The sequence below is a fragment of the Acinetobacter sp. YH01020 genome, assembly GCF_013420275.1.
Taxonomy (GTDB): domain Bacteria; phylum Pseudomonadota; class Gammaproteobacteria; order Pseudomonadales; family Moraxellaceae; genus Acinetobacter; species Acinetobacter amyesii.
In genome coordinates, this window is record NZ_VOYN01000063.1 from 1 (window position 1) to 17,358 (window position 17,358).

A 17,358-nucleotide genomic window follows, 5' to 3' on the forward strand; every position below is an offset into this window, starting at 1 on the left:
TATAAAGAGTTCCTGTACCGCCATACTGTCAGCGCAGTGCGGTATCGAAAGGTGCAATCTCTAAGATTGCATGGGTCGCAAAGATTCCCCCACCATAGCTCTTAGCTTGGTGGTGGGAGTATGTCAATCTGGCTTGGAGAATGGAATTGCTTGTTACCCGTTATAAGCCTTGGATCATGATCATACTACTGGTTTTGCTCGTCAGTTTTGCTATATATCGCTGGTGGCAAGGACCATTGTTACCTAGTTATGAAGTCGTATCTAGTCCATTGATTCAGACAGTTGTTGCTTCAGGACGGGTAGAGAAAGTATCTCGGACTCAGATTGGTAGTGAAATTACAGGGGTTGTTCTTGAGCGCTTGGTTCAAGAAGGAGATCGGGTCTCTCGAGGGGATGTTCTTTTAGTACTGAAATCTGATGAAATTTCAGCGCAGGTGCGGCAGGCAGAAGCTGAATTAAAGGAACTCGCAACCACTAGACGTCCGCAAGCAGAATTCGATTTAGCGAATGCCAAAGTGCAATTAGAACAGGCTCAAAGAGAGGCGGTACGCAGACGAAATACCGAATTAGGAATATTATCAGCAGAGGAAAGGGAGAAATCGATAGAGGCAGAAAAACTCGCCCGTAATAATTTGGAATCAGCTCGATTAAAAGTTGCTTCACTTGCCCCAGATAAAGTTGAAGAGACAAAATTACGTGAACAACTCGCTGCATTACAAGCGCAACTCGCCAAGACCAAAATTCGCGCAGAAGTTTCAGGTATTATTTTAACCCGTAATGTTGAGCCAGGGGATTTGGTACAACCGAGTCAGACTCTGTTCACTATTGCACTGGATGGTGCGACTGAAATACGAGTGCCATTTGATGAGCGAAATTTACCACTGCTGGCTTTACAACAAAAAGCAGCAGTGATTACGGATGCCTATCCAGATCAACCTTTTCCTGCCCATATTAATTTTATTGCCCCAAGTATTGATGCTCAACGTGGCACAGTAGACGTTCGATTAACAGTTGATCCAGTCCCTGATTTTTTGCGTCAAGACATGACGGTATCGGTAAATGTTGAAACCAACAAGCGCGAGCAAACCCTGGTCATTCCAAATGATGCTTTAAGCAGTATAAGTGGAAACAAGGCTATGGTTATTTTAGTAAGAGATAGAAAAATTCAACGTCATCCCATCACACTGGGTTTACGTGGTTTGGTTATGTCTGAAGTTGTAGCTGGATTGAAAGAAGGTGATCACGTCCTTACCGATGCAGAATCAGTGCTTAAAGATGGAACTCGTGTCCGAATAGAGAAAACTAAACCTGTTTTCCAGAGTCAAACGGATCAGAAAAATAGCAAAAATGAATTACCGGTGAAATTCGATTGAAAAACTTTTTTAGGCGACTTTGGACCGAGTGGACCATCGCAATCAGTTTTTTGCGAGAGGGTCGCACACAGTCGATGATGATTACCATTGGCGTCGCGGTGGGGGTAGCCGTCATTGTGTTCATTAGCGCCTTAATTCAGGGTTTACAATCGAATATTGTAGAAAGGACCTTAGGGACACAGGCGCATATTCGTTTGCTCTCACCAGATGAGGTGAATCACATTGTGCCACCAGCAGCAGGAACACTTCAGTTGTTACAAGAAGATCAGCGTGCGCAACGCTTACGCTCTATTAATAATTGGCAGCAGATTACTGAGACTTTAGATCAGTTGCCCGTGTTGACGGCGGTTTCTCCTGTGGTCTCTGGTCCTGCATTTGTACAGCGCGGAGATGCAATTCAATCTGTTGCATTGGTTGGTATCAACCTTGAACGTTATCAACAGATTATTCCGTTAAAGCAATATATGGTGAGTGGTGAACTACGAGTTAGTGCGGATAATGTATTAATTGGGCGTCAATTGGCCAAAGATTTGGGTGTGCAAGTCGGGAGCAAATTAAGGTTAGATACCGGGCAACAGAAAAATGCAGTTGTGAACATCTCTGGAATATTTGAATTGGGTGTGCGTGAATTGGATGCGCGCTATGTCTATCTGGATTTGAAACAGGCGCAATCTTTACTTAATTTGCCAGGTGGCGTGACCGTGATTGATCTGACGATTCAGGATATTTTTCAGGCGGATCAAATTGCCTCACAAGTTGGACGCCTGACAGGATTAAAAGCAGAAAGCTGGATTGAAACCAATGCTCAATTAATGAATGCGATTACCGCTCAAAGTCTTTCGACCAACATGATTATTGTTTTTGTAGGGATTTCAGTCGCTTTTGGCATTGCCAGTGTGATGTCGGTGAGTGTGGTGCAACGGACTCGGGAAATCGGTATTTTACGTGCGACGGGGGCGACACAAGCACAAATTTTAAGAGTTTTCTTGTTTCAGGGAGCAATTTTTGGTCTGCTTGGTTCGATGCTTGGTAGTGTAGTCAGTTATGGTTTGATCTGGGGATTTAATCAGTTTGGTCCCGGCTTGTTTTATATTTCGATTTCAATCAAGCTTATCTTGTCGGCATTATTCTTGGCGACAGTGACAGGTATTTTGGCTGCTGCAATACCATCCCGTCGGGCTGCTGCACTTGATCCTGTGGAGGCAATTCGTCATGTTTGATCCATCTCAGGAAGTACTGCGTTTAGAAGCATTGCGAAAGTCTTACAATGTTGGGCAGCCTAATGAAGTGGAGGTATTACATGGAATTGACCTGTGTATTCAACGGAATGACTTTGCTGCATTAATTGGTCCTTCTGGTTCAGGCAAAAGTACTTTACTGAATATTCTCGGCTTATTAGATCAGCCTAGTCGTGGTGAGTTGTACTTGTTGGGGCAGGCGACAAGCCGTATGGATGATACGGCTCGGACAGCATTACGAGGCAATAGTATAGGTTTTGTGTTTCAGTTCCATCATCTTATACAGGCTTTTACTGCCTTACATAATGTACTCATGCCATTAATGCTGAAGCAAGGTAAGCCAGATCAATCTGCGTTGCAATATGCCCATGAATTATTGGCCGCTGTAGGGTTAGATAAGTTCGCTGACCGTAAACCCAATGAGCTTTCTGGAGGGCAGCAGCAACGCGTAGCGATTGCACGTGCACTGATTACTCAGCCTGCACTATTGTTGGCCGATGAACCGACAGGTAATCTGGATACTCAAACTGCTGCGGAAATGTTTGAATTATTTCGTAAAGTACATCGCGAACATGACTGTGCAGTCTTATTGGTGACTCATGATCCTAGATTATCGGCGACCTGTGATCGAACCATTAATTTGGTGGATGGGAGAATTCAGAGTGATTCCAAACACGAGATGGAATGAGCCGGAATGTAGATCACTCTTCTGGTAAAAGCAGTTCAAAACATTGACTAGACCTCAAAATTCTAGCACGATATAAGAACAAACTTGTAAATCGATAAATTATAACCCTGTGTAATTTGAATAAAATATTTTTCAGATTTAGTTCACTAAATCTAATCTAGAGAAAAAATGAGTACAAGATTTTTCCATATTAAGAGTATTAAAAAAACAAAGGTTTACTGCTTCTGATCATTTCTTTTTGGCTGTACTAAGCGGATTAATTCGCACAATACAGCTCGTACAGCTTTTGCATCAAACTTAAGACCTTGGGATCACTCAGACGATAGAAAATCTGTTTACCCTCACGTCGTGTGCTGACCATGTCAGCCTTACGTAGGACAGTCAGTTGTTGTGAAAGTGTAGGTTGATGAATGTCAGTGGATTCTTCAATTTCCTGAACATTCATTTCCCCATCCACCAGGACACATAAGATTTTCAGGCGATCAGGATTGGCCAAAACTTTCAGGCATTGGCTGACGAAATCGACTTGAGAAAAATCAATTTTGGCATTTTCAGCAATCATATCCATAAATGTCCTCACAACTTTTGATGTAGCCCGTGCAGTTTACATAATTTACCATAAAACTGCTTGATTAATATTTTTTATAATATAATATAAAAAAGTATATTGTATGGAGATTGATTCATCATGCATGACTTCCTCATCGCATTTATTGGCGGTTTAATACTCGGACTTTCCGTGGTTGGCTATCTTTACGTCAATGGCCGTATTGCGGGAATCAGTGGTTTGATTGGGCAAGTATTAAACTCAAAAACCAGGTTTAAAACGCCTGCAATCTGGTTTTTATCAGGCTTGATTCTCACACCGTTTATTTATGGTCTATTTGTACAACCTGAAATCGAATTGAATGCCAGCCCACTGATGATGATTGTGGCAGGTCTACTGGTGGGTTTTGGGACACGTCTGGGTTCGGGTTGTACCAGTGGTCATGGAATTTGTGGCATCAGTCGCCTGTCTAAGCGTTCTATCATCGCGACCATGACTTTTATGTTTACAGGTTTTGTCACCGTTTATACTATCCGTCATATCACAGGAGCATTCTAAAATGAAAAATGTGTTTGCCTTTTTATTTGGTGCACTGTTCTCTGTGGGGCTGATGGTATCAGGCATGTCTAATCCGGAAAAAGTACTCGACTTTCTGGATCTGTTTGGTAATTGGGATGCCAGCCTGGCCTTTGTGATGATGGGCGCGATTGCGGTGGCCTTTATTCCTTTCCAGAAAGCAGTACGTGCAGCACAACCAAAAACGGTCTTCAATGAATCTATTGATTTACCCATAAATAATCAGATAGACAAGAAACTGATGACGGGTGCGGTTTTATTTGGTGCAGGTTGGGGTATTGCCGGCATCTGTCCGGCACCAAGTTTCACCTTGATCGGTTTGGGCCACTATCAAGTGCTCTATTTTATTGTAGCAATGCTGCTGGGTGTATGGATTCACCGTAAATGGTCAGGAGCTTAACGATGTCAAACTTACCTATAGTAAAAGATTTTTTTCACGAAGATACCAATACCTTCAGTTATGTTGTACGTGATCCGGCGACCAAAGCCTGCGCCATTATTGATAGCGTTCTGGATTATGATCCGGCATCAGCAAGTACATCCACTATTCATGCCGATAAAATTATTGCCTATATTAAAGAGCAGGGTTTAACGGTTGAGTGGATTCTCGAAACCCATGTACATGCTGATCATCTGACTGCTGCACAATATCTCAAAGCTGAGTTAGGTGGCAAGATTGCTATGAGCCAGAAAATTGGCATTGTACAGGAAACCTTTGGTGCGATTTATCATCTGGATATTAAACAATGGAATGCCCAGCAGCTCTTTGATTATTTATTTGAAGATCATGAGTCGTTCCAAATCGGAACATTGAAAGCCTATAACATTCCAACACCGGGACATACGCCTGCTTGCCTGAGTTATGTCATGGGTGATGCCGTGTTTGTGGGTGATACCTTATTCATGCCAGATTATGGAACAGCGCGCTGTGATTTCCCGAAGGGAAGCGCATCAATCCTTTTTGATTCAATACAAAGTTTGTATCAACTGCCTGAGAAAACACGTGTATTTCTCTGCCATGATTATTTGCCAGAAAAGCGCGATACCTATATGTGTGAAACGGATATTCAGACTCAAAAAAATCAGAATATCCATATTCACGACGGCACGACCAAAGATGATTTTGTTGAAATGCGTAATAAGCGCGATGCGGGTTTAAGTATGCCCAAACTGATTTTACCTTCGATACAGATCAATATGAAAGCAGGACAATTCCCTGAACCCGAAGAGAATGGTGTTTCTTATTTAAAACTTCCACTGAATTACTTCAAATAGGCAAATTTTAAGATTAAACAACAAGTTTTGTTTAATTGGTTTGGTAATAGAGGGGGGCACTAGCGATGTGGATGCTAATACTTGAAGGACTGGCCATCGGTGGTTTGCTTGGGTTAACCGGTGCTGGTGGTGGCATTCTGGCCGTACCCGCACTGATGGCAAGTCAAGGATGGACGGTCGCACAAGCTGCACCTGTTGGCTTGCTTGCAGTCACTTTATCTGCCTTGGTTGGAACATTTGAAGGCTTATTTAAGAAGATAGTACGCTATCGGGCTGCGCTTTGGATTGCACTGATTAGCATTCCTTCAGCACGTTATGGTGTGCATCTGGGAGGAATAATTTCTCCTGTATGGCTTACCTTAGCATTCAGTTTAGTCATGCTCGTGGTTGCTTACCGGATTTTTTTTAAAAAAGTGAATGACCATACAGGTGTGCTTTGTAAAGTTAACCAAACAACTGGTCGTCTGATTTGGAACATGAAAACTGCATTGTCTCTCGGTGCCATTGGTGTCGTGGCAGGTTTATTGACTGGTTTGCTTGGGGTAGGTGGGGGATTCGTGATTGTTCCAGCACTGAGTAAAGTAACTGATCTTGATATGCGCAGTATTGTTGCGACCTCGTTGATGATTATTTTCCTGATAGGTGGTGTCAGCATTTCAGCTCATATTTTAGATGGTTTTCAATACCCCGTTTCGGTCACGCTGACTTTCGTTTTAGCTTGCATGGCTGGGATGTTGATTGGTCGAAGTTTGATGCCTTTAGTTAAGAATAGTCAAATCCAAAAGGTTTTTGCCATAACTGTCATAAGCGTAGCATTTTATTTAATTTCTACAGTCATCATAACTTAATACAAGCAAGAGATTAGAGCCAAATTTAAAAACTGCATTTTAAAGACATGAATATTTAATCAGAGACCAGATTTCTAAAGATCGGAAGAGGTAAAGAGTAATGAAAACAGCAGAACAATTAATTTCAATGGCAAAAAACCGAATTCAAGAAGTGACGGTCGCAGACTTACTTGAAGCCATGAAAAACCATAAAACCATTCTGATTGATGTTCGGGAACCAGATGAATTTCAGGCGGCAGCGATAGACCGAGCCGTGAATTATCCTCGTGGTGTTTTAGAAATGAGAATTCACCAGCATCCTGTGGCGAGCCATCATTGCGATACCTTGCAAGCACTAGAACATCTTAAAGATCAGCCGATTTATTTGATTTGTGGGACGGGTGGCCGATCAGCTCTGGCTACAGATACTTTACAGAATATGGGATTTACTCAGGTGAAATCTGTTCAGGGTGGATTCCAAGCATGGCTAGAGCAGAGTTATCCAGTAGAGAAATAACTAGATTTCTATTTTAAGTCTAACTTAAGTTTATGGACATTCAAGTGAGAAAATCATGAAGTACAAAGAATTAACTCAAAATATTTCAGGCAGTTTAAAGACATTAGCGCAGGATTCTCCTGATTTAATGAAAAGTTTTAATCAATTGTCACAAGTTGCAATGCGAGATGGTGTTATTGATCCTAAAACAAAAGAACTGATTGCCTTAGCGATTGGTGTTGCAGCACGATGTGATGGATGTATCGGTTTTCATGTCAGAACCCTAGTCAAAATGGGAATGACATTGCAAGAATTAGAGGAAGTGCTTGGTGTTGCAGTTTATATGGGGGGCGGTCCTTCATTGATGTATGCCGCTAATGCATTGGAAGCATTTAAAGAATTCACAGCTTAATTTTTTCAATCATTGGGAAAAGATATGAATCAGCATTGGGATAATCTTTATTCGCAAACACAGGATCTGTATGGCATTTCGCCCAATTATTTTATTCAACAGATAGCAGATCAGATTCCAATTGTGGGAAAAACTCTTGCTATAGCAGAGGGTGAGGGGAGGAATATCCTTTATTTGGCTAATAAAGCGAAACAGCAAAATGATTCATTTTCAGCAGAAATATGGGATTATTCAAAAGTTGCTATGCAACACTTATCTACAAAAGCCCAGCAAGCTGGTTTTGAATTCACACTTAGAAATATTGATCTCAATGATGTCGAATGGCCAAGAGAGTGTTATCAAAATGTGATGTGTGTGTATGGGCATTTTGATGAAAATACTCAATTCAATGTTCTCACTGGGATACGTCAAGCATTGACAAACAATGGCTGGTTTATTGGAGAGCTTTATTCTAAAGAGCAGATTGATTATCAAACCGGTGGTCCGAAAGATATTAACTATTTGTACGATCCAATGTCGTTTCTTTCAGTATTTAAAAATGATCATCTTTATCATTTTTATGTGGGAGAACAAGAACGTCATGAAGGCAAGTTACATAACGGAAAATGCCATGTAGTTCAATTTGCAATTCAAGTGCAGAAATAGGGTCTAAAACGTTTCAAGCACGAGTATGGCTCACATGCTCATTTTATAAAAAAGAGAGGTTTATGATGTCAACACGTTTTAATAATAAAGTGGCTTTAGTTACAGGTGCAGGTTCGGGTATTGGGCGAAGTACAGCGCTGCTTCTTGCTCAACAAGGGGCAAAAGTTGTTGTTTCAGATATTAATCTTGATGCGGCTGAGAAAGTTGCAGCTGAAATTATAGCTGCTAGCGGCCATGCTGTTGCGAATAAAACAGATACATCTCATCCAGAAGAAATGAAGCAAGCTGTTGACTTTGCCGTGGAAAGCTTTGGGGCTCTGCATTTAGCATTTAATAATGCAGGTATTTTAGGTGAAGTCAATCCGATTGCTGAGTTGAGTATAGAGGCTTGGCGTAGAGTCATCGATATTAATTTGAATGCTGTTTTCTATGGGCTGCATTATCAGATTCCAGCAATACTTAAGTCAGGTGGGGGAGCGATTGTTAATACCGCATCAATCTTAGGTTTAGTCGGGACAAAGAACATTTCAGGATATGTTGCGGCGAAACATGGTGTGACTGGTCTGACAAAGACTGCATCATTGGAGTACGCTGATCAAGGTATACGCATTAATTCAGTCCACCCTGGTTATATTCAAACCCCATTAATTGGAGAATTTGAGGAATCAGAATTAGTGAAACTTCATCCATTTGGCCGATTGGGTAAACCAGAAGAAGTTGCTCAAGTAGTGGCTTTTTTATTATCTGATGAAGCTTCATTTGTGACCGGCAGTCAATATACTGTTGATGGTTCTTATACTTCACAATAATAAATGAAATAAGAAAACCCTGCATCTGCAGGCTTTTCTTATTTTGTTCATGATAAATTACAGCTTCCATCCAGAATTTTATTTGGCTGAAATTAAATTACCGATAAATTGTTCTGGTTCAATTTCTGCTGTTACCATGACATGGACACCAATATTTCTGAGTTTTTCTCGTAATTGATCGCCCATTCCCGTAGTTACGAATATATCCATAGGCAGCAGTTTTTCGAGTACTTCACCAGACTGCGAAAAGGATTGCTCCTTTTCAACTTCAATAAGTTGTTTATCAGTCACTTCTCTATCTTTTAATTCATATTTCCAGAATTTCCGACATTTTCCCGCATGGGGAGTAATATGACGTCGGTTTTGTGATGTAATAACAATTACCATAAATATTTCTCCAAACCGATACGACCACTTTTTATGGTTATGTATCGGTTCATAATGATTTATAAGTTACTAATAAAAGCTATTCACAAATCTAGCTAATTGTTTTCAAGAAAGATTTTCCAATACAAACTGAGGTGACTTTATAAACAGTTTGATTAAAGCTTGCGCCGAACTTGAAGGATGCCGAACACCTCTTTCCCAACTTTCTAGCGTTCTTGGGGATATGCCAAGTTTAGATGCTAACTGTTGTTGAGAGATATTCATTTTTTTACGTGCCTTAATGATTTCCTGAGCTAATGTTAAATTAACGATATATGGGAAATCATGATTAAAATTCACATGGTGCTGTTGAAGTAGATGCATAAATACCCTCTTCTTTCTAAGGACCTAATAAGCAAGTTGAAGTAAGAATCTAAAACTCATGGCAATCACCAATAAACTTAAGAAACCGACTAGCCATAACAAGATAAACCATTGGAATTTAGATAATTTCATTAGAAATTCCTTTAATGATAACCTTCATCCCCAACACGAACTTTATCTCTGAATACCCAGTATGATAGGGCGGTATAGACAAGTATGATTGGAATTAAGATCAGTGCGCCAATCAGTGCAAATAGCTGGCTATTGGCAGGTGCGGCAGCATCCCAAATGGTAATTGAGGGCGGGATAATGTAAGGAAAAATACTGATACAGAATCCTGTGTAAGCCAGAAATACGAGTCCTAAGGTATATAAAAAGGGCATAGCTTGGTTTTGCTGAATACATGAGCGTACCGCTAAAACGGTACAAACTAGAACAAGCAAAGGGACTGGGCTAAAATAAATCAATTGAGTGGGATTAAACCAGCGCTCAGCAATTTGTGGATGTGCGATAGGCGTATAGATGCTGACAGCAATGAAAATAACCAATAAGCCAATCAAAAGCTTGGGCATTAATTTATACATATGCTTTTGTAGTACGTCATCAGTCTTCATGATGAGCCAACCACATCCCAATGCTGCATAAACGACTACAACACCCAAACCTGTAAATAATGAAAATGGTGTTAACCAGTCAAAGCCACCACCAGCGTAACGATTATCAACAATATCAATACCCTGAATATAAGCACCTAAGATTACACCTTGTAAGAAACTGGCAACAATAGAGCCCCAAATAAACGCATTATCCCAAATGTACTTTGTTCGAGTAGCTTTGAAACGAAACTCAAAAGCCACGCCTCTAAAAATCAAAGCTATTACCATCAAGATGATAGGTAAATATAAGGCTGACAGAACCGCTGAATAGACAATAGGGAAAGCAGCAAAAAGACCAGCACCTCCTAAAACCATCCATGTTTCATTACCATCCCAAACGGGGGCAACGGTGTTCATCATGACATCACGTTCTTGCTGATTTTTAATAAAGGGGAATAAAATCCCTATCCCTAAATCAAAGCCATCAAGTACAACGTAAATAAAAACACCAACTGCAATAATGACAATCCAGATTAAAGATAAATCAATCATGAAGATGCTCCTTGATCCTGATCATCAATTTTTTCATCAATGGCACTCAGAGGTCGCATTGGTGTTTTGAAATGACCAACGCCTCCAATTTCTTCTGGTGCGTTATGTAAAAACTCAGGTCCTTTATGCATGAGTTTGAGCATGTAATAAATGCCCACACCAAAGACAATAAAATACACGATCACAAAAATAATCAGCGTTAATCCAACCTGTTCTGCCGAAACAGGAGAAAGAGCATCTTTTGTCCTCATAACGCCATAGATAATCCATGGCTGACGTCCTACTTCTGTGGTGAACCAACCAGCGAGTAATGCGATGAAGCCTGAAGGGCCCATAAGGATTGCAAAGCGATGAAACCACTTACTCTCATAGAGGCTGCCTTTCTTTCTGAGCCATAGGGCAGTGATTGCAAGGAAGAGCATAAGCATTCCAAGCCCAACCATAATACGGAAACTCCAAAATACGATTGTTGAATTTGGACGATCTTCAGGCGCAAAGTCTTTTAATCCTTTCACTGTACCATTCATTGAATGGGTCAAAATTAGGCTTCCTAAATGTGGAATTGCAATCGCATATTTCGTGCGTTCTTCTTGCATATCAGGAATACCAAATAAATATAAGGGCATCCCATGATCATGGTTTGTTTCCCAATGGCCTTCCATAGCAGCAAGTTTGGCTGGTTGATGTTTTAGGGTATTTAAACCATGGGCATCACCGATAAACACTTGGAGGGGAGCTAAAATGAGGATTAACCAAAGTGCCATAGAAAATGATGTTTTGACTAATGCATCTCTACGGCCTTTGAGTAAGTGCCAAGCAGCAGTAGCAGCAACAAGAAGAGCTGCCACTAAAAAGGCTGCAAGTGCCATATGGAATAAGCGATAGATAAAAGACGGGTTAAAAACAATAGCAAACCAATCTTGAGGTATTACAATTCCATTTTCAATGGTGAAGCCTTGAGGGGTCTGCATCCAACTGTTTGAAGACAAAATCCAGAACATTGAAATACATGTGCCGATGGCGACCATCAGTGTGGCAAAAAAGTGTGCTTTTTTGCCGACTCGACCCCATCCAAAAAGCATGATGCCTAAAAATCCAGCCTCTAAGAAGAAAGCACTTAGAACTTCATAACTTAGTAAGGGGCCTGTAATGCCTCCTGCAAATCGAGAAAACTCACTCCAGTTTGTACCAAACTGATAGCTCATCACGACACCAGAAACGACACCCATGCCGAATGATAATGCAAATACTTTCACCCAGAATTTGAATAAGTCATGATAAATAGAATCGTTTGTTCTAAGCCATCGCCATTCTAAAACAGCAAGAAAACTTGCCAGCCCAATAGAAATCGCAGGGAAAATAATATGAAATGACACAGTGAATGCAAACTGAATACGTGCTAACTCAAGTGCCGTAAAACCTAAGGTCATAGCAGCTCTCCACATCCGAAGCATGCTCTAGACTGCATATGCTCTGATATGAGTGTGCCTACACAGATACGTGCATTTTTAAAAAGTAAAAACATAGCGATTAGTCTCTTCAACTAATTAAATTTCAAAACAATAAGGAATTGCCAATAAATTTAGACAGCAAAAGAGACAGGAGGTGCTCGACCTTGAGGGATCAGAAATAATTGTTTTAAAAGAAAGAAGATATGAAAGAAAGCTTCTTTAAAAGCTAATAGCCGAACTTGAATTCTCACGACTACTTCTTTAACACCCATGTCTGGTAGTGGAACGACATGTGCGTAAACTACACAGTACTGACATTGATGATTTGCATCGTGATGATGGCTAGATGAAGCTTTTTGTTTGAGATATGAATAATTAAGCTTTTCAGTATCATGATTAGCTAAATCCAACTCTTGATGAGAGTGATTATGCGTAGAATGATTTGAGCTATGCTCATGGTGAGAAGTATCTAATTGAAGTGCATGGACAATAGTTTCACAGACAGGAGAAATTTGATATTTCTCTGGAAGTAAAGGCTGTAGAAAAACAGCAATCTGTAACAAGATTGCAGAGAATGCTAGCAATCTTCCTAAAACCATGATCACTTAGATGGTCTCAATTATCCAAGTAAGGAAAATGGATTGTAGCAGAATATATATTTATTAAAAGTACATTGTATTAAATTGAAAGACTAGGACTTACGCATTGACGGATTCAAAAAAGTATTAAAATACTTTATAAAGTATCTGTGATCAGACGAACTAAACATGCTTCTACAGCAATTTGTACTCTACCCATTTATATGGGCTTTCTCATGACAGAACCGAACTCTATTAGCTGCACACAACTTGCCGAGACTATTTAGTGCAATAAATTGATATTATGCTCAATCCTATTTTGGATCATTTGGATAGTCTCTGCTTGAATTTGTCCAGGTAATAGATCATGAGCGATATTGCTGAATCGGATTGCAACCTTACAAATCGAACTAATAGTTTCATCGACTTCTTGGGCAGAAAGTTCAGCTTCCTGAGTACCAAGTTTTACAAGAGCTTGTCGAGGAATATCCAGTGCCTCACCCATGATATCCATTTGATGATATCCCCCTGGTCCTTCACAGAAAGTAACATCATAGGCAGGGGCGAGTTTCCATTGCCCATTTTGGGACATCAGAAATGAAAAGTTTTTGCAATGATCATCTCGATTATTGAAGACTACATTGAAAACAGCTCGCTTGAATGCAATTGCTTTTTCGCGAACATCATTGGTGCAAAAGTGTGCAGCGCGAAGAAAGTTACTGTAGTCTAAACTCCCTGGTGATTTAAAATCAGCTCCGGTGAAGGCAGCTAAACTTTGCATAGGGATACGCATACCATCATGGCGGTCAAATCTTTTTGATGCAAATGCGGTTAATCCATTCGGAAGAGTAAAATATTGAGTATCAGGGGTGTCAATATCACAATGACGTAAACATTCTGCATAAACAGCTTCAATTGCACAAACTTCAGGATGCTCTTGCTGAGCGGGAAATTTGATCAGCCAGGCTTCATGTTGATGTGAGCTAACTGTTGAGAATTCGTTGGTGACAGGATCACGATAGACGAGTGCTTTTGGCCTTGCACCTTGTGGTGATCCACCCATAACTAATAAATGCTGTAAAAATTCAGCACCTTCTCCTTTGAGAACTTCCTGGACTTCTTGGGCGAGTTTAAGCAGTGGAATATTTTCAGTTAATGCTAACTCAGGTGCTGAAGGTTCAAAGGATAATGCCCCCATCGCATGTGTATTAATATACGTGAGTCTTTCTAATGGCCCAATCCGTGCTGGATTGAGTCCATTTTTTTTAAATAAGCGATCCATAAGGAGCATGCCCCAACCATCGGGTAGGGCATCATATATAGGACCTGGCAATCCCATTTGATGTGCAGGAAAGTTCGTTCTTAATGGGTCACCTTTTAACGGAAGTAGGTAAGAGGAAAGTTCTAAACCTTTACTGATCGCTTCTGCACTGTATTCAAAGGCGATTAATGGTCGACCTGTGATTGCGGTTGAGGAGACCAGTGTACCCCAAAGCCAATATTCACCCCATCCATTGTAGTAAACATTAAGTTTTTTGAGCATGGATTTATTTCCTTTTGATACGTTGGCGAGCCGTATTGCTCTCATAGCGGAGAATGTCATCTACACTGTTTAAATGAGGTTTAAAGAGTTCCTCTAATTCTTTTAATCGACCCAGTACCATGGCAACGCGTACTAAATTTTCAAATGAAACATTTCGACCAGCTTCCAAATTAGATACTGTATTTACACCAATACCAGCACGTGTAGCGACGTCTGCCTGAGTCATTTCCAGATAAAGTCGTTCCTTACGAAGCCTTTCACATAATAAAGTAACAACTTCTTCAGGTTTTTTGAATATTAAATCCATAATATTGGGTCTTATGTCTATATATGTGTATTAAACCACAAAATAATGGAGTTATAAAATAAACCGACTTAGTCGGTAAGGAGGGTACTTTATTGGCCTGATTAGATCCTATTAGATTAAAGAAGTCTAATTAGACATTTACAATCTAATAGAGTCTAACAACTTGCTTTAAGCTCAATCAGTTTCGCGTGGTGTCGCGAGGAACCGTGATTTGCTATCAGTTCAATCTGGAATATCTGACACAAGTGGTCTGGAGTAATGAGGTCGATGGGCAGCGCTTTGCCTTTCTTGATACCTTATTCAGTACCGATTTACAATTTATTCATCATCTTCCGCAAACATTGCTTCAATTTCATCCCAGTGCGGAAATTTATACTTCTTTTTATCCACTTCAAATTGTTGTAGACCTACGGCATTAAGTACACGTTCGAATATGATGTGTGCTGAAAAAACAGGAGGTTTTAACTTGGTAAACTAAACACACTCATCAGGAGTTTACCATGAGCAAGAAACACAAGACTTACACCACAGAATTTAAAGCTGAAGCCATCAAATTAATTGAAGCCAATCAAGGCAATGTCTCGGAAACAGCTAGACAACTTAGTATTTCAATGCAAACTCTTTCAAATTGGAATACCAAAGCAAAGGCTGGAACTTTAGCAGGTACAAAACAGTATTCACCTGATCTAAACGCTCTACTCGAAGAAAATAAAAAACTCAAACAACAGCTCAAAATAGCTGAAATGGAACGTGAATTTTTAAAAAAGGCAGCAGCGTACTTTGCCAAAGAAAGTCAGTAAGGTATGCCTATATGAAACAAAAAAGATATTCTTTTCCAATTACCTTAATGGCTCGATTACTTCATGTTTCAGTTTCATGTTTTTATGATTGGCTCAAGAGAGGCGTGAGCAAAAGAACGATTCAACGAAATCAACAGACGATATTGGTGAAAATAGCCCATGAGGAGACAAGGCAGAGCTATGGTTATATTCGATTAACCAAATACTTACAAGCTCAGGGTATAAAAATGAGTATGTACGCTGTACGTCAGATAAAAGCGCTGAACCACCTGTATTGTAAGCGACACAAGCGTTTTAAAAGGACTACGAATAGTGACCATAATCGAGCGATCTATGAAAACCTGCTGGAGCAACAATTCTCAATGACTAGACCAAATCAAGCATGGTCAAGTGATATTACGTACATATGGACTGTTGAAGGATGGCTGTATTTAGCAGCGGTAAAAGACCTTTACACGAAGCAAGTGGTTGGCTATAGCTTAAATGAGCGCATGACAACACAGCTTGTTTGTAATGCGCTAAATATGGCTATTCACAATCAAAAACCAACCAAAGAACTGATTGTGCATTCAGACAGAGGAAGTGAATATTGCAGCCATGAATATCGAAATATACTTGAGCAATATGGTTTTCAAGGTTCAATGAGCAAGCGCGGAGACTGTTACGATAATGCACCGATTGAAAGCTTTTGGGGAATACTGAAAAATGAGTTAGTGCATCATTACAACTATCAAACCAGAGAAGAAGCCAAAGCAGATATTATAAAATACATTGAGTTATTTTATAATCATCGAAGAATTCAAAAGGGTTTGGGTTTTAAGACACCAAATCAAATGGCCGAAGACTTTTATAAGTTGGCTGCCTAGAATCTCCCAAGGGAAAGTCTCCTGATAATTCAGCGTATATCAGATCGATAACTAGTCATGGTGGGATCGTTGCAGAGTGTGACACTACTTTTATCATTAATGGAATTGCAGTTCATTTAAATGGTATGAAACACTTCTGCCATCAATGTAAAACTGTCGTTTCCGCAATTGCTTCTGATCAAACCACTATTGTTAATGGTCGGGTATAGTACTTGCAGGTGATAAAACAACATGTGGCGCTACATTTCTTTGTAATCAATCCCTTGTTGTAGCACAGCCTAAGAGTTCTTCATCAGCTAGCTCATCAATATCAAAATTAAATATTGCCCAATCTCCAATAACAAAGGCTGCCTCAAACGTTCCAAATATGACAATGGGATTAACAAAGCAAAGTGATAAACCCAAAGGACCATTTACTGGCGGAGGGCACGGTGACCCTGATAACACTCGAGGTGTATTAAATAATTTAACTTTTGGAATAAGTGAAAAAGTTTTAACTGCTTTAGGAATGAAACCTGCTGATCCTAAGAAATTAGAAGAGGGAGAAATTGTTGGGGCGGTAATTGGCCCTGGAAAAGTTAAAGCTATTGGTAAGGCGGCAAAAGAAGTTGGAGGGAAAGTTTTAGGAAAAGAAGCTACAGGTGTTTTAGGTAGTCGCCATAATCAAATGAATCAGCCCAAGAATCCAAGTTATCAGCCAGTTCGGAATAATCCTACCAATATCGATGGTCGTAATTATTCCGAGCATGCTCTTGATAGGATGCAGGATAGAGGTATCATGCCATCAGTTGTAAAAGATACGATTAAAAACGGCTCTCAAACAGTAGGTACAAAATCTACCACTAACCATTATAGTCCAGCAAATAATGTCACAGTGGTAACTAATAAACGAGGCGATGTTGTTACAGTATCGCATGGGAAAATTGATGGTAAGGGAAAATAAAATGAATGAACTTTTAGAATTTGTACAGAACTATTCGAGACCCACAGAAACTCATTACCACTATGCTGAATTTACGAAAAATGTTG

The 17,358-nt window shown here is 40.1% G+C and carries 21 protein-coding genes and 3 pseudogenes; 15 read left to right on the forward strand and 9 right to left on the reverse strand.

Annotated elements, in window-relative coordinates:
• The first annotated feature begins 146 nt into the window (after nucleotides 1-146).
• The 3 genes from FTT85_RS16295 to FTT85_RS16305 are packed head-to-tail and all read left to right on the forward strand — an operon-like array spanning nucleotide 147 to nucleotide 3,299.
• A complete protein-coding gene (locus tag FTT85_RS16295; RefSeq protein ID WP_180183991.1) occupies nucleotides 147-1,373 on the forward strand; it encodes an efflux RND transporter periplasmic adaptor subunit in 1,227 nt (408 codons plus the stop codon).
• A complete protein-coding gene (locus FTT85_RS16300) occupies nucleotides 1,370-2,593 on the forward strand; it encodes an ABC transporter permease (protein WP_180160462.1) in 1,224 nt (407 codons plus the stop codon). Before FTT85_RS16295 ends, FTT85_RS16300 begins: the two co-directional genes overlap by 4 nt.
• Complete coding sequence (locus FTT85_RS16305) at nucleotides 2,586-3,299, forward strand: ABC transporter ATP-binding protein (RefSeq protein WP_004984479.1); 714 nt, start codon at nucleotides 2,586-2,588, stop codon at nucleotides 3,297-3,299. Before FTT85_RS16300 ends, FTT85_RS16305 begins: the two co-directional genes overlap by 8 nt.
• Before the next feature lie 256 nt (nucleotides 3,300-3,555).
• Here the strand turns inward: FTT85_RS16305 and FTT85_RS16310 are convergent, their stop codons facing one another.
• Nucleotides 3,556-3,867, reverse strand: coding sequence for a metalloregulator ArsR/SmtB family transcription factor (locus FTT85_RS16310; protein ID WP_004984482.1), 312 nt, complete (start codon nucleotides 3,865-3,867; stop codon nucleotides 3,556-3,558).
• Nucleotides 3,868-3,987: 120 nt separating this feature from the next.
• Between FTT85_RS16310 and FTT85_RS16315 the strand changes: the two genes are divergently transcribed.
• The 8 genes from FTT85_RS16315 (at nucleotide 3,988) to FTT85_RS16350 (ending at nucleotide 8,886) form a co-directional block, all read left to right on the forward strand.
• Nucleotides 3,988-4,404, forward strand: a complete 417-nt coding sequence (locus FTT85_RS16315) for a YeeE/YedE family protein (RefSeq protein WP_180183983.1) — start codon at nucleotides 3,988-3,990, stop codon at nucleotides 4,402-4,404.
• A gap of 1 nt (nucleotide 4,405) precedes the next feature.
• Entirely contained in the window at nucleotides 4,406-4,822 is a 417-nt protein-coding gene (locus tag FTT85_RS16320) for a DUF6691 family protein (RefSeq protein WP_004988498.1), read from the forward strand.
• A gap of 2 nt (nucleotides 4,823-4,824) precedes the next feature.
• Nucleotides 4,825-5,697, forward strand: a complete 873-nt coding sequence (locus tag FTT85_RS16325) for an MBL fold metallo-hydrolase (protein ID WP_004988496.1) — start codon at nucleotides 4,825-4,827, stop codon at nucleotides 5,695-5,697.
• Between the two features lie 65 nt (nucleotides 5,698-5,762).
• Nucleotides 5,763-6,545, forward strand: a complete 783-nt coding sequence (locus FTT85_RS16330) for a sulfite exporter TauE/SafE family protein (protein WP_017395158.1) — start codon at nucleotides 5,763-5,765, stop codon at nucleotides 6,543-6,545.
• 100 nt (nucleotides 6,546-6,645) lie between these two features.
• Nucleotides 6,646-7,041 carry a rhodanese-like domain-containing protein gene (locus FTT85_RS16335; protein WP_180183984.1) on the forward strand — a complete coding sequence of 132 codons (396 nt, stop codon included), beginning with the start codon at nucleotides 6,646-6,648 and terminating at the stop codon, nucleotides 7,039-7,041.
• A gap of 55 nt (nucleotides 7,042-7,096) precedes the next feature.
• The gene (locus tag FTT85_RS16340; protein ID WP_004988488.1) at nucleotides 7,097-7,432 is read left to right on the forward strand and encodes a carboxymuconolactone decarboxylase family protein; all 336 of its coding nucleotides are present in this window, start codon (nucleotides 7,097-7,099) and stop codon (nucleotides 7,430-7,432) included.
• 24 nt (nucleotides 7,433-7,456) lie between these two features.
• Nucleotides 7,457-8,077 carry a methyltransferase domain-containing protein gene (locus FTT85_RS16345; RefSeq protein WP_180183985.1) on the forward strand — a complete coding sequence of 207 codons (621 nt, stop codon included), beginning with the start codon at nucleotides 7,457-7,459 and terminating at the stop codon, nucleotides 8,075-8,077.
• 62 nt (nucleotides 8,078-8,139) lie between these two features.
• Entirely contained in the window at nucleotides 8,140-8,886 is a 747-nt protein-coding gene (locus tag FTT85_RS16350; RefSeq protein WP_257232185.1) for an SDR family NAD(P)-dependent oxidoreductase, read from the forward strand.
• 78 nt (nucleotides 8,887-8,964) lie between these two features.
• Here the strand turns inward: FTT85_RS16350 and FTT85_RS16355 are convergent, their stop codons facing one another.
• The 5 genes from FTT85_RS16355 to FTT85_RS16375 all read right to left on the reverse strand — a co-directional run bounded on the left by FTT85_RS16355 (nucleotide 8,965) and on the right by FTT85_RS16375 (nucleotide 12,834).
• A complete protein-coding gene (locus FTT85_RS16355) occupies nucleotides 8,965-9,273 on the reverse strand; it encodes a NifB/NifX family molybdenum-iron cluster-binding protein (protein WP_067665588.1) in 309 nt (102 codons plus the stop codon).
• Between the two features lie 105 nt (nucleotides 9,274-9,378).
• On the reverse strand, nucleotides 9,379-9,636 hold the full coding sequence (locus FTT85_RS16360) for a DNA-binding transcriptional regulator (protein WP_081406743.1): 258 nt from the start codon (nucleotides 9,634-9,636) through the stop codon (nucleotides 9,379-9,381).
• A gap of 143 nt (nucleotides 9,637-9,779) precedes the next feature.
• Nucleotides 9,780-10,784, reverse strand: a complete 1,005-nt coding sequence (gene cydB / locus FTT85_RS16365; RefSeq protein ID WP_180183986.1) for a cytochrome d ubiquinol oxidase subunit II — start codon at nucleotides 10,782-10,784, stop codon at nucleotides 9,780-9,782.
• Nucleotides 10,781-12,214, reverse strand: coding sequence for a cytochrome ubiquinol oxidase subunit I (locus tag FTT85_RS16370; protein ID WP_180183987.1), 1,434 nt, complete (start codon nucleotides 12,212-12,214; stop codon nucleotides 10,781-10,783). Before FTT85_RS16370 ends, cydB begins: the two co-directional genes overlap by 4 nt.
• A gap of 152 nt (nucleotides 12,215-12,366) precedes the next feature.
• Nucleotides 12,367-12,834: a DUF2946 domain-containing protein gene (locus tag FTT85_RS16375; protein WP_180183992.1), complete on the reverse strand. Its 468-nt coding sequence runs from the start codon at nucleotides 12,832-12,834 to the stop codon at nucleotides 12,367-12,369.
• A 149-nt stretch (nucleotides 12,835-12,983) separates the two neighbouring features.
• Between FTT85_RS16375 and FTT85_RS16380 the strand changes: the two are divergent.
• Nucleotides 12,984-13,094 (forward strand): annotated as a pseudogene (locus tag FTT85_RS16380) (IS701 family transposase); the annotation flags it as partial.
• A 2-nt stretch (nucleotides 13,095-13,096) separates the two neighbouring features.
• Here FTT85_RS16380 and FTT85_RS16385 read toward each other — a convergent pair.
• The 3 genes and pseudogenes from FTT85_RS16385 to FTT85_RS18790 all read right to left on the reverse strand — a co-directional run.
• Nucleotides 13,097-14,356 carry a type II toxin-antitoxin system HipA family toxin gene (locus FTT85_RS16385; RefSeq protein WP_180183988.1) on the reverse strand — a complete coding sequence of 420 codons (1,260 nt, stop codon included), beginning with the start codon at nucleotides 14,354-14,356 and terminating at the stop codon, nucleotides 13,097-13,099.
• A gap of 4 nt (nucleotides 14,357-14,360) precedes the next feature.
• A complete protein-coding gene (locus FTT85_RS16390; protein WP_111886029.1) occupies nucleotides 14,361-14,663 on the reverse strand; it encodes a helix-turn-helix domain-containing protein in 303 nt (100 codons plus the stop codon).
• A 318-nt stretch (nucleotides 14,664-14,981) separates the two neighbouring features.
• Nucleotides 14,982-15,098: pseudogene (locus FTT85_RS18790) on the reverse strand (transcriptional regulator); the annotation flags it as partial.
• A 65-nt stretch (nucleotides 15,099-15,163) separates the two neighbouring features.
• Here FTT85_RS18790 and FTT85_RS16400 point away from each other — a divergent pair.
• The 3 genes and pseudogenes from FTT85_RS16400 (at nucleotide 15,164) to FTT85_RS18590 (ending at nucleotide 17,272) form a co-directional block, all read left to right on the forward strand.
• Nucleotides 15,164-16,329 (forward strand): IS3-like element ISAba22 family transposase gene (locus tag FTT85_RS16400; RefSeq protein WP_180183990.1). Its coding sequence is split into 2 segments (ribosomal slippage): nucleotides 15,164-15,422 and nucleotides 15,422-16,329, totalling 1,167 coding nucleotides; the frame shifts between segments, so codons are not numbered across the junction.
• A gap of 38 nt (nucleotides 16,330-16,367) precedes the next feature.
• Nucleotides 16,368-16,606: pseudogene (locus tag FTT85_RS16405) on the forward strand (PAAR domain-containing protein); the annotation flags it as partial.
• Nucleotides 16,607-16,702: 96 nt separating this feature from the next.
• Nucleotides 16,703-17,272 (forward strand): DUF4258 domain-containing protein, encoded by a 570-nt coding sequence (locus tag FTT85_RS18590; RefSeq protein ID WP_257232187.1) that lies wholly within the window; start codon nucleotides 16,703-16,705, stop codon nucleotides 17,270-17,272.
• Nucleotides 17,273-17,358 lie beyond the last annotated feature (86 nt).

What these genes read in the sequence shown, in the direction of transcription:
- FTT85_RS16305 (WP_004984479.1), top strand. Translation starts at nt 2,586, where the DNA reads ATGTTTGATCCATCTCAGGAAGTACTGCGTTTAGAAGCATTGCGAAAG.
- FTT85_RS16310 (WP_004984482.1), bottom strand. Translation starts at nt 3,867, where the DNA reads ATGGATATGATTGCTGAAAATGCCAAAATTGATTTTTCTCAAGTCGAT.
- FTT85_RS16370 (WP_180183987.1), bottom strand. Translation starts at nt 12,214, where the DNA reads ATGACCTTAGGTTTTACGGCACTTGAGTTAGCACGTATTCAGTTTGCA.
- FTT85_RS16390 (WP_111886029.1), bottom strand. Translation starts at nt 14,663, where the DNA reads ATGGATTTAATATTCAAAAAACCTGAAGAAGTTGTTACTTTATTATGT.
- FTT85_RS16375 (WP_180183992.1), bottom strand. Translation starts at nt 12,834, where the DNA reads ATGGTTTTAGGAAGATTGCTAGCATTCTCTGCAATCTTGTTACAGATT.
- cydB (WP_180183986.1), bottom strand. Translation starts at nt 10,784, where the DNA reads ATGATTGATTTATCTTTAATCTGGATTGTCATTATTGCAGTTGGTGTT.
- FTT85_RS16345 (WP_180183985.1), top strand. Translation starts at nt 7,457, where the DNA reads ATGAATCAGCATTGGGATAATCTTTATTCGCAAACACAGGATCTGTAT.
- FTT85_RS16325 (WP_004988496.1), top strand. Translation starts at nt 4,825, where the DNA reads ATGTCAAACTTACCTATAGTAAAAGATTTTTTTCACGAAGATACCAAT.
- FTT85_RS16315 (WP_180183983.1), top strand. Translation starts at nt 3,988, where the DNA reads ATGCATGACTTCCTCATCGCATTTATTGGCGGTTTAATACTCGGACTT.
- FTT85_RS16330 (WP_017395158.1), top strand. Translation starts at nt 5,763, where the DNA reads ATGTGGATGCTAATACTTGAAGGACTGGCCATCGGTGGTTTGCTTGGG.
- FTT85_RS18590 (WP_257232187.1), top strand. Translation starts at nt 16,703, where the DNA reads ATGGGATTAACAAAGCAAAGTGATAAACCCAAAGGACCATTTACTGGC.
- FTT85_RS16385 (WP_180183988.1), bottom strand. Translation starts at nt 14,356, where the DNA reads ATGCTCAAAAAACTTAATGTTTACTACAATGGATGGGGTGAATATTGG.
- FTT85_RS16350 (WP_257232185.1), top strand. Translation starts at nt 8,140, where the DNA reads ATGATGTCAACACGTTTTAATAATAAAGTGGCTTTAGTTACAGGTGCA.
- FTT85_RS16340 (WP_004988488.1), top strand. Translation starts at nt 7,097, where the DNA reads ATGAAGTACAAAGAATTAACTCAAAATATTTCAGGCAGTTTAAAGACA.
- FTT85_RS16360 (WP_081406743.1), bottom strand. Translation starts at nt 9,636, where the DNA reads ATGCATCTACTTCAACAGCACCATGTGAATTTTAATCATGATTTCCCA.
- FTT85_RS16335 (WP_180183984.1), top strand. Translation starts at nt 6,646, where the DNA reads ATGAAAACAGCAGAACAATTAATTTCAATGGCAAAAAACCGAATTCAA.
- FTT85_RS16355 (WP_067665588.1), bottom strand. Translation starts at nt 9,273, where the DNA reads ATGGTAATTGTTATTACATCACAAAACCGACGTCATATTACTCCCCAT.
- FTT85_RS16320 (WP_004988498.1), top strand. Translation starts at nt 4,406, where the DNA reads ATGAAAAATGTGTTTGCCTTTTTATTTGGTGCACTGTTCTCTGTGGGG.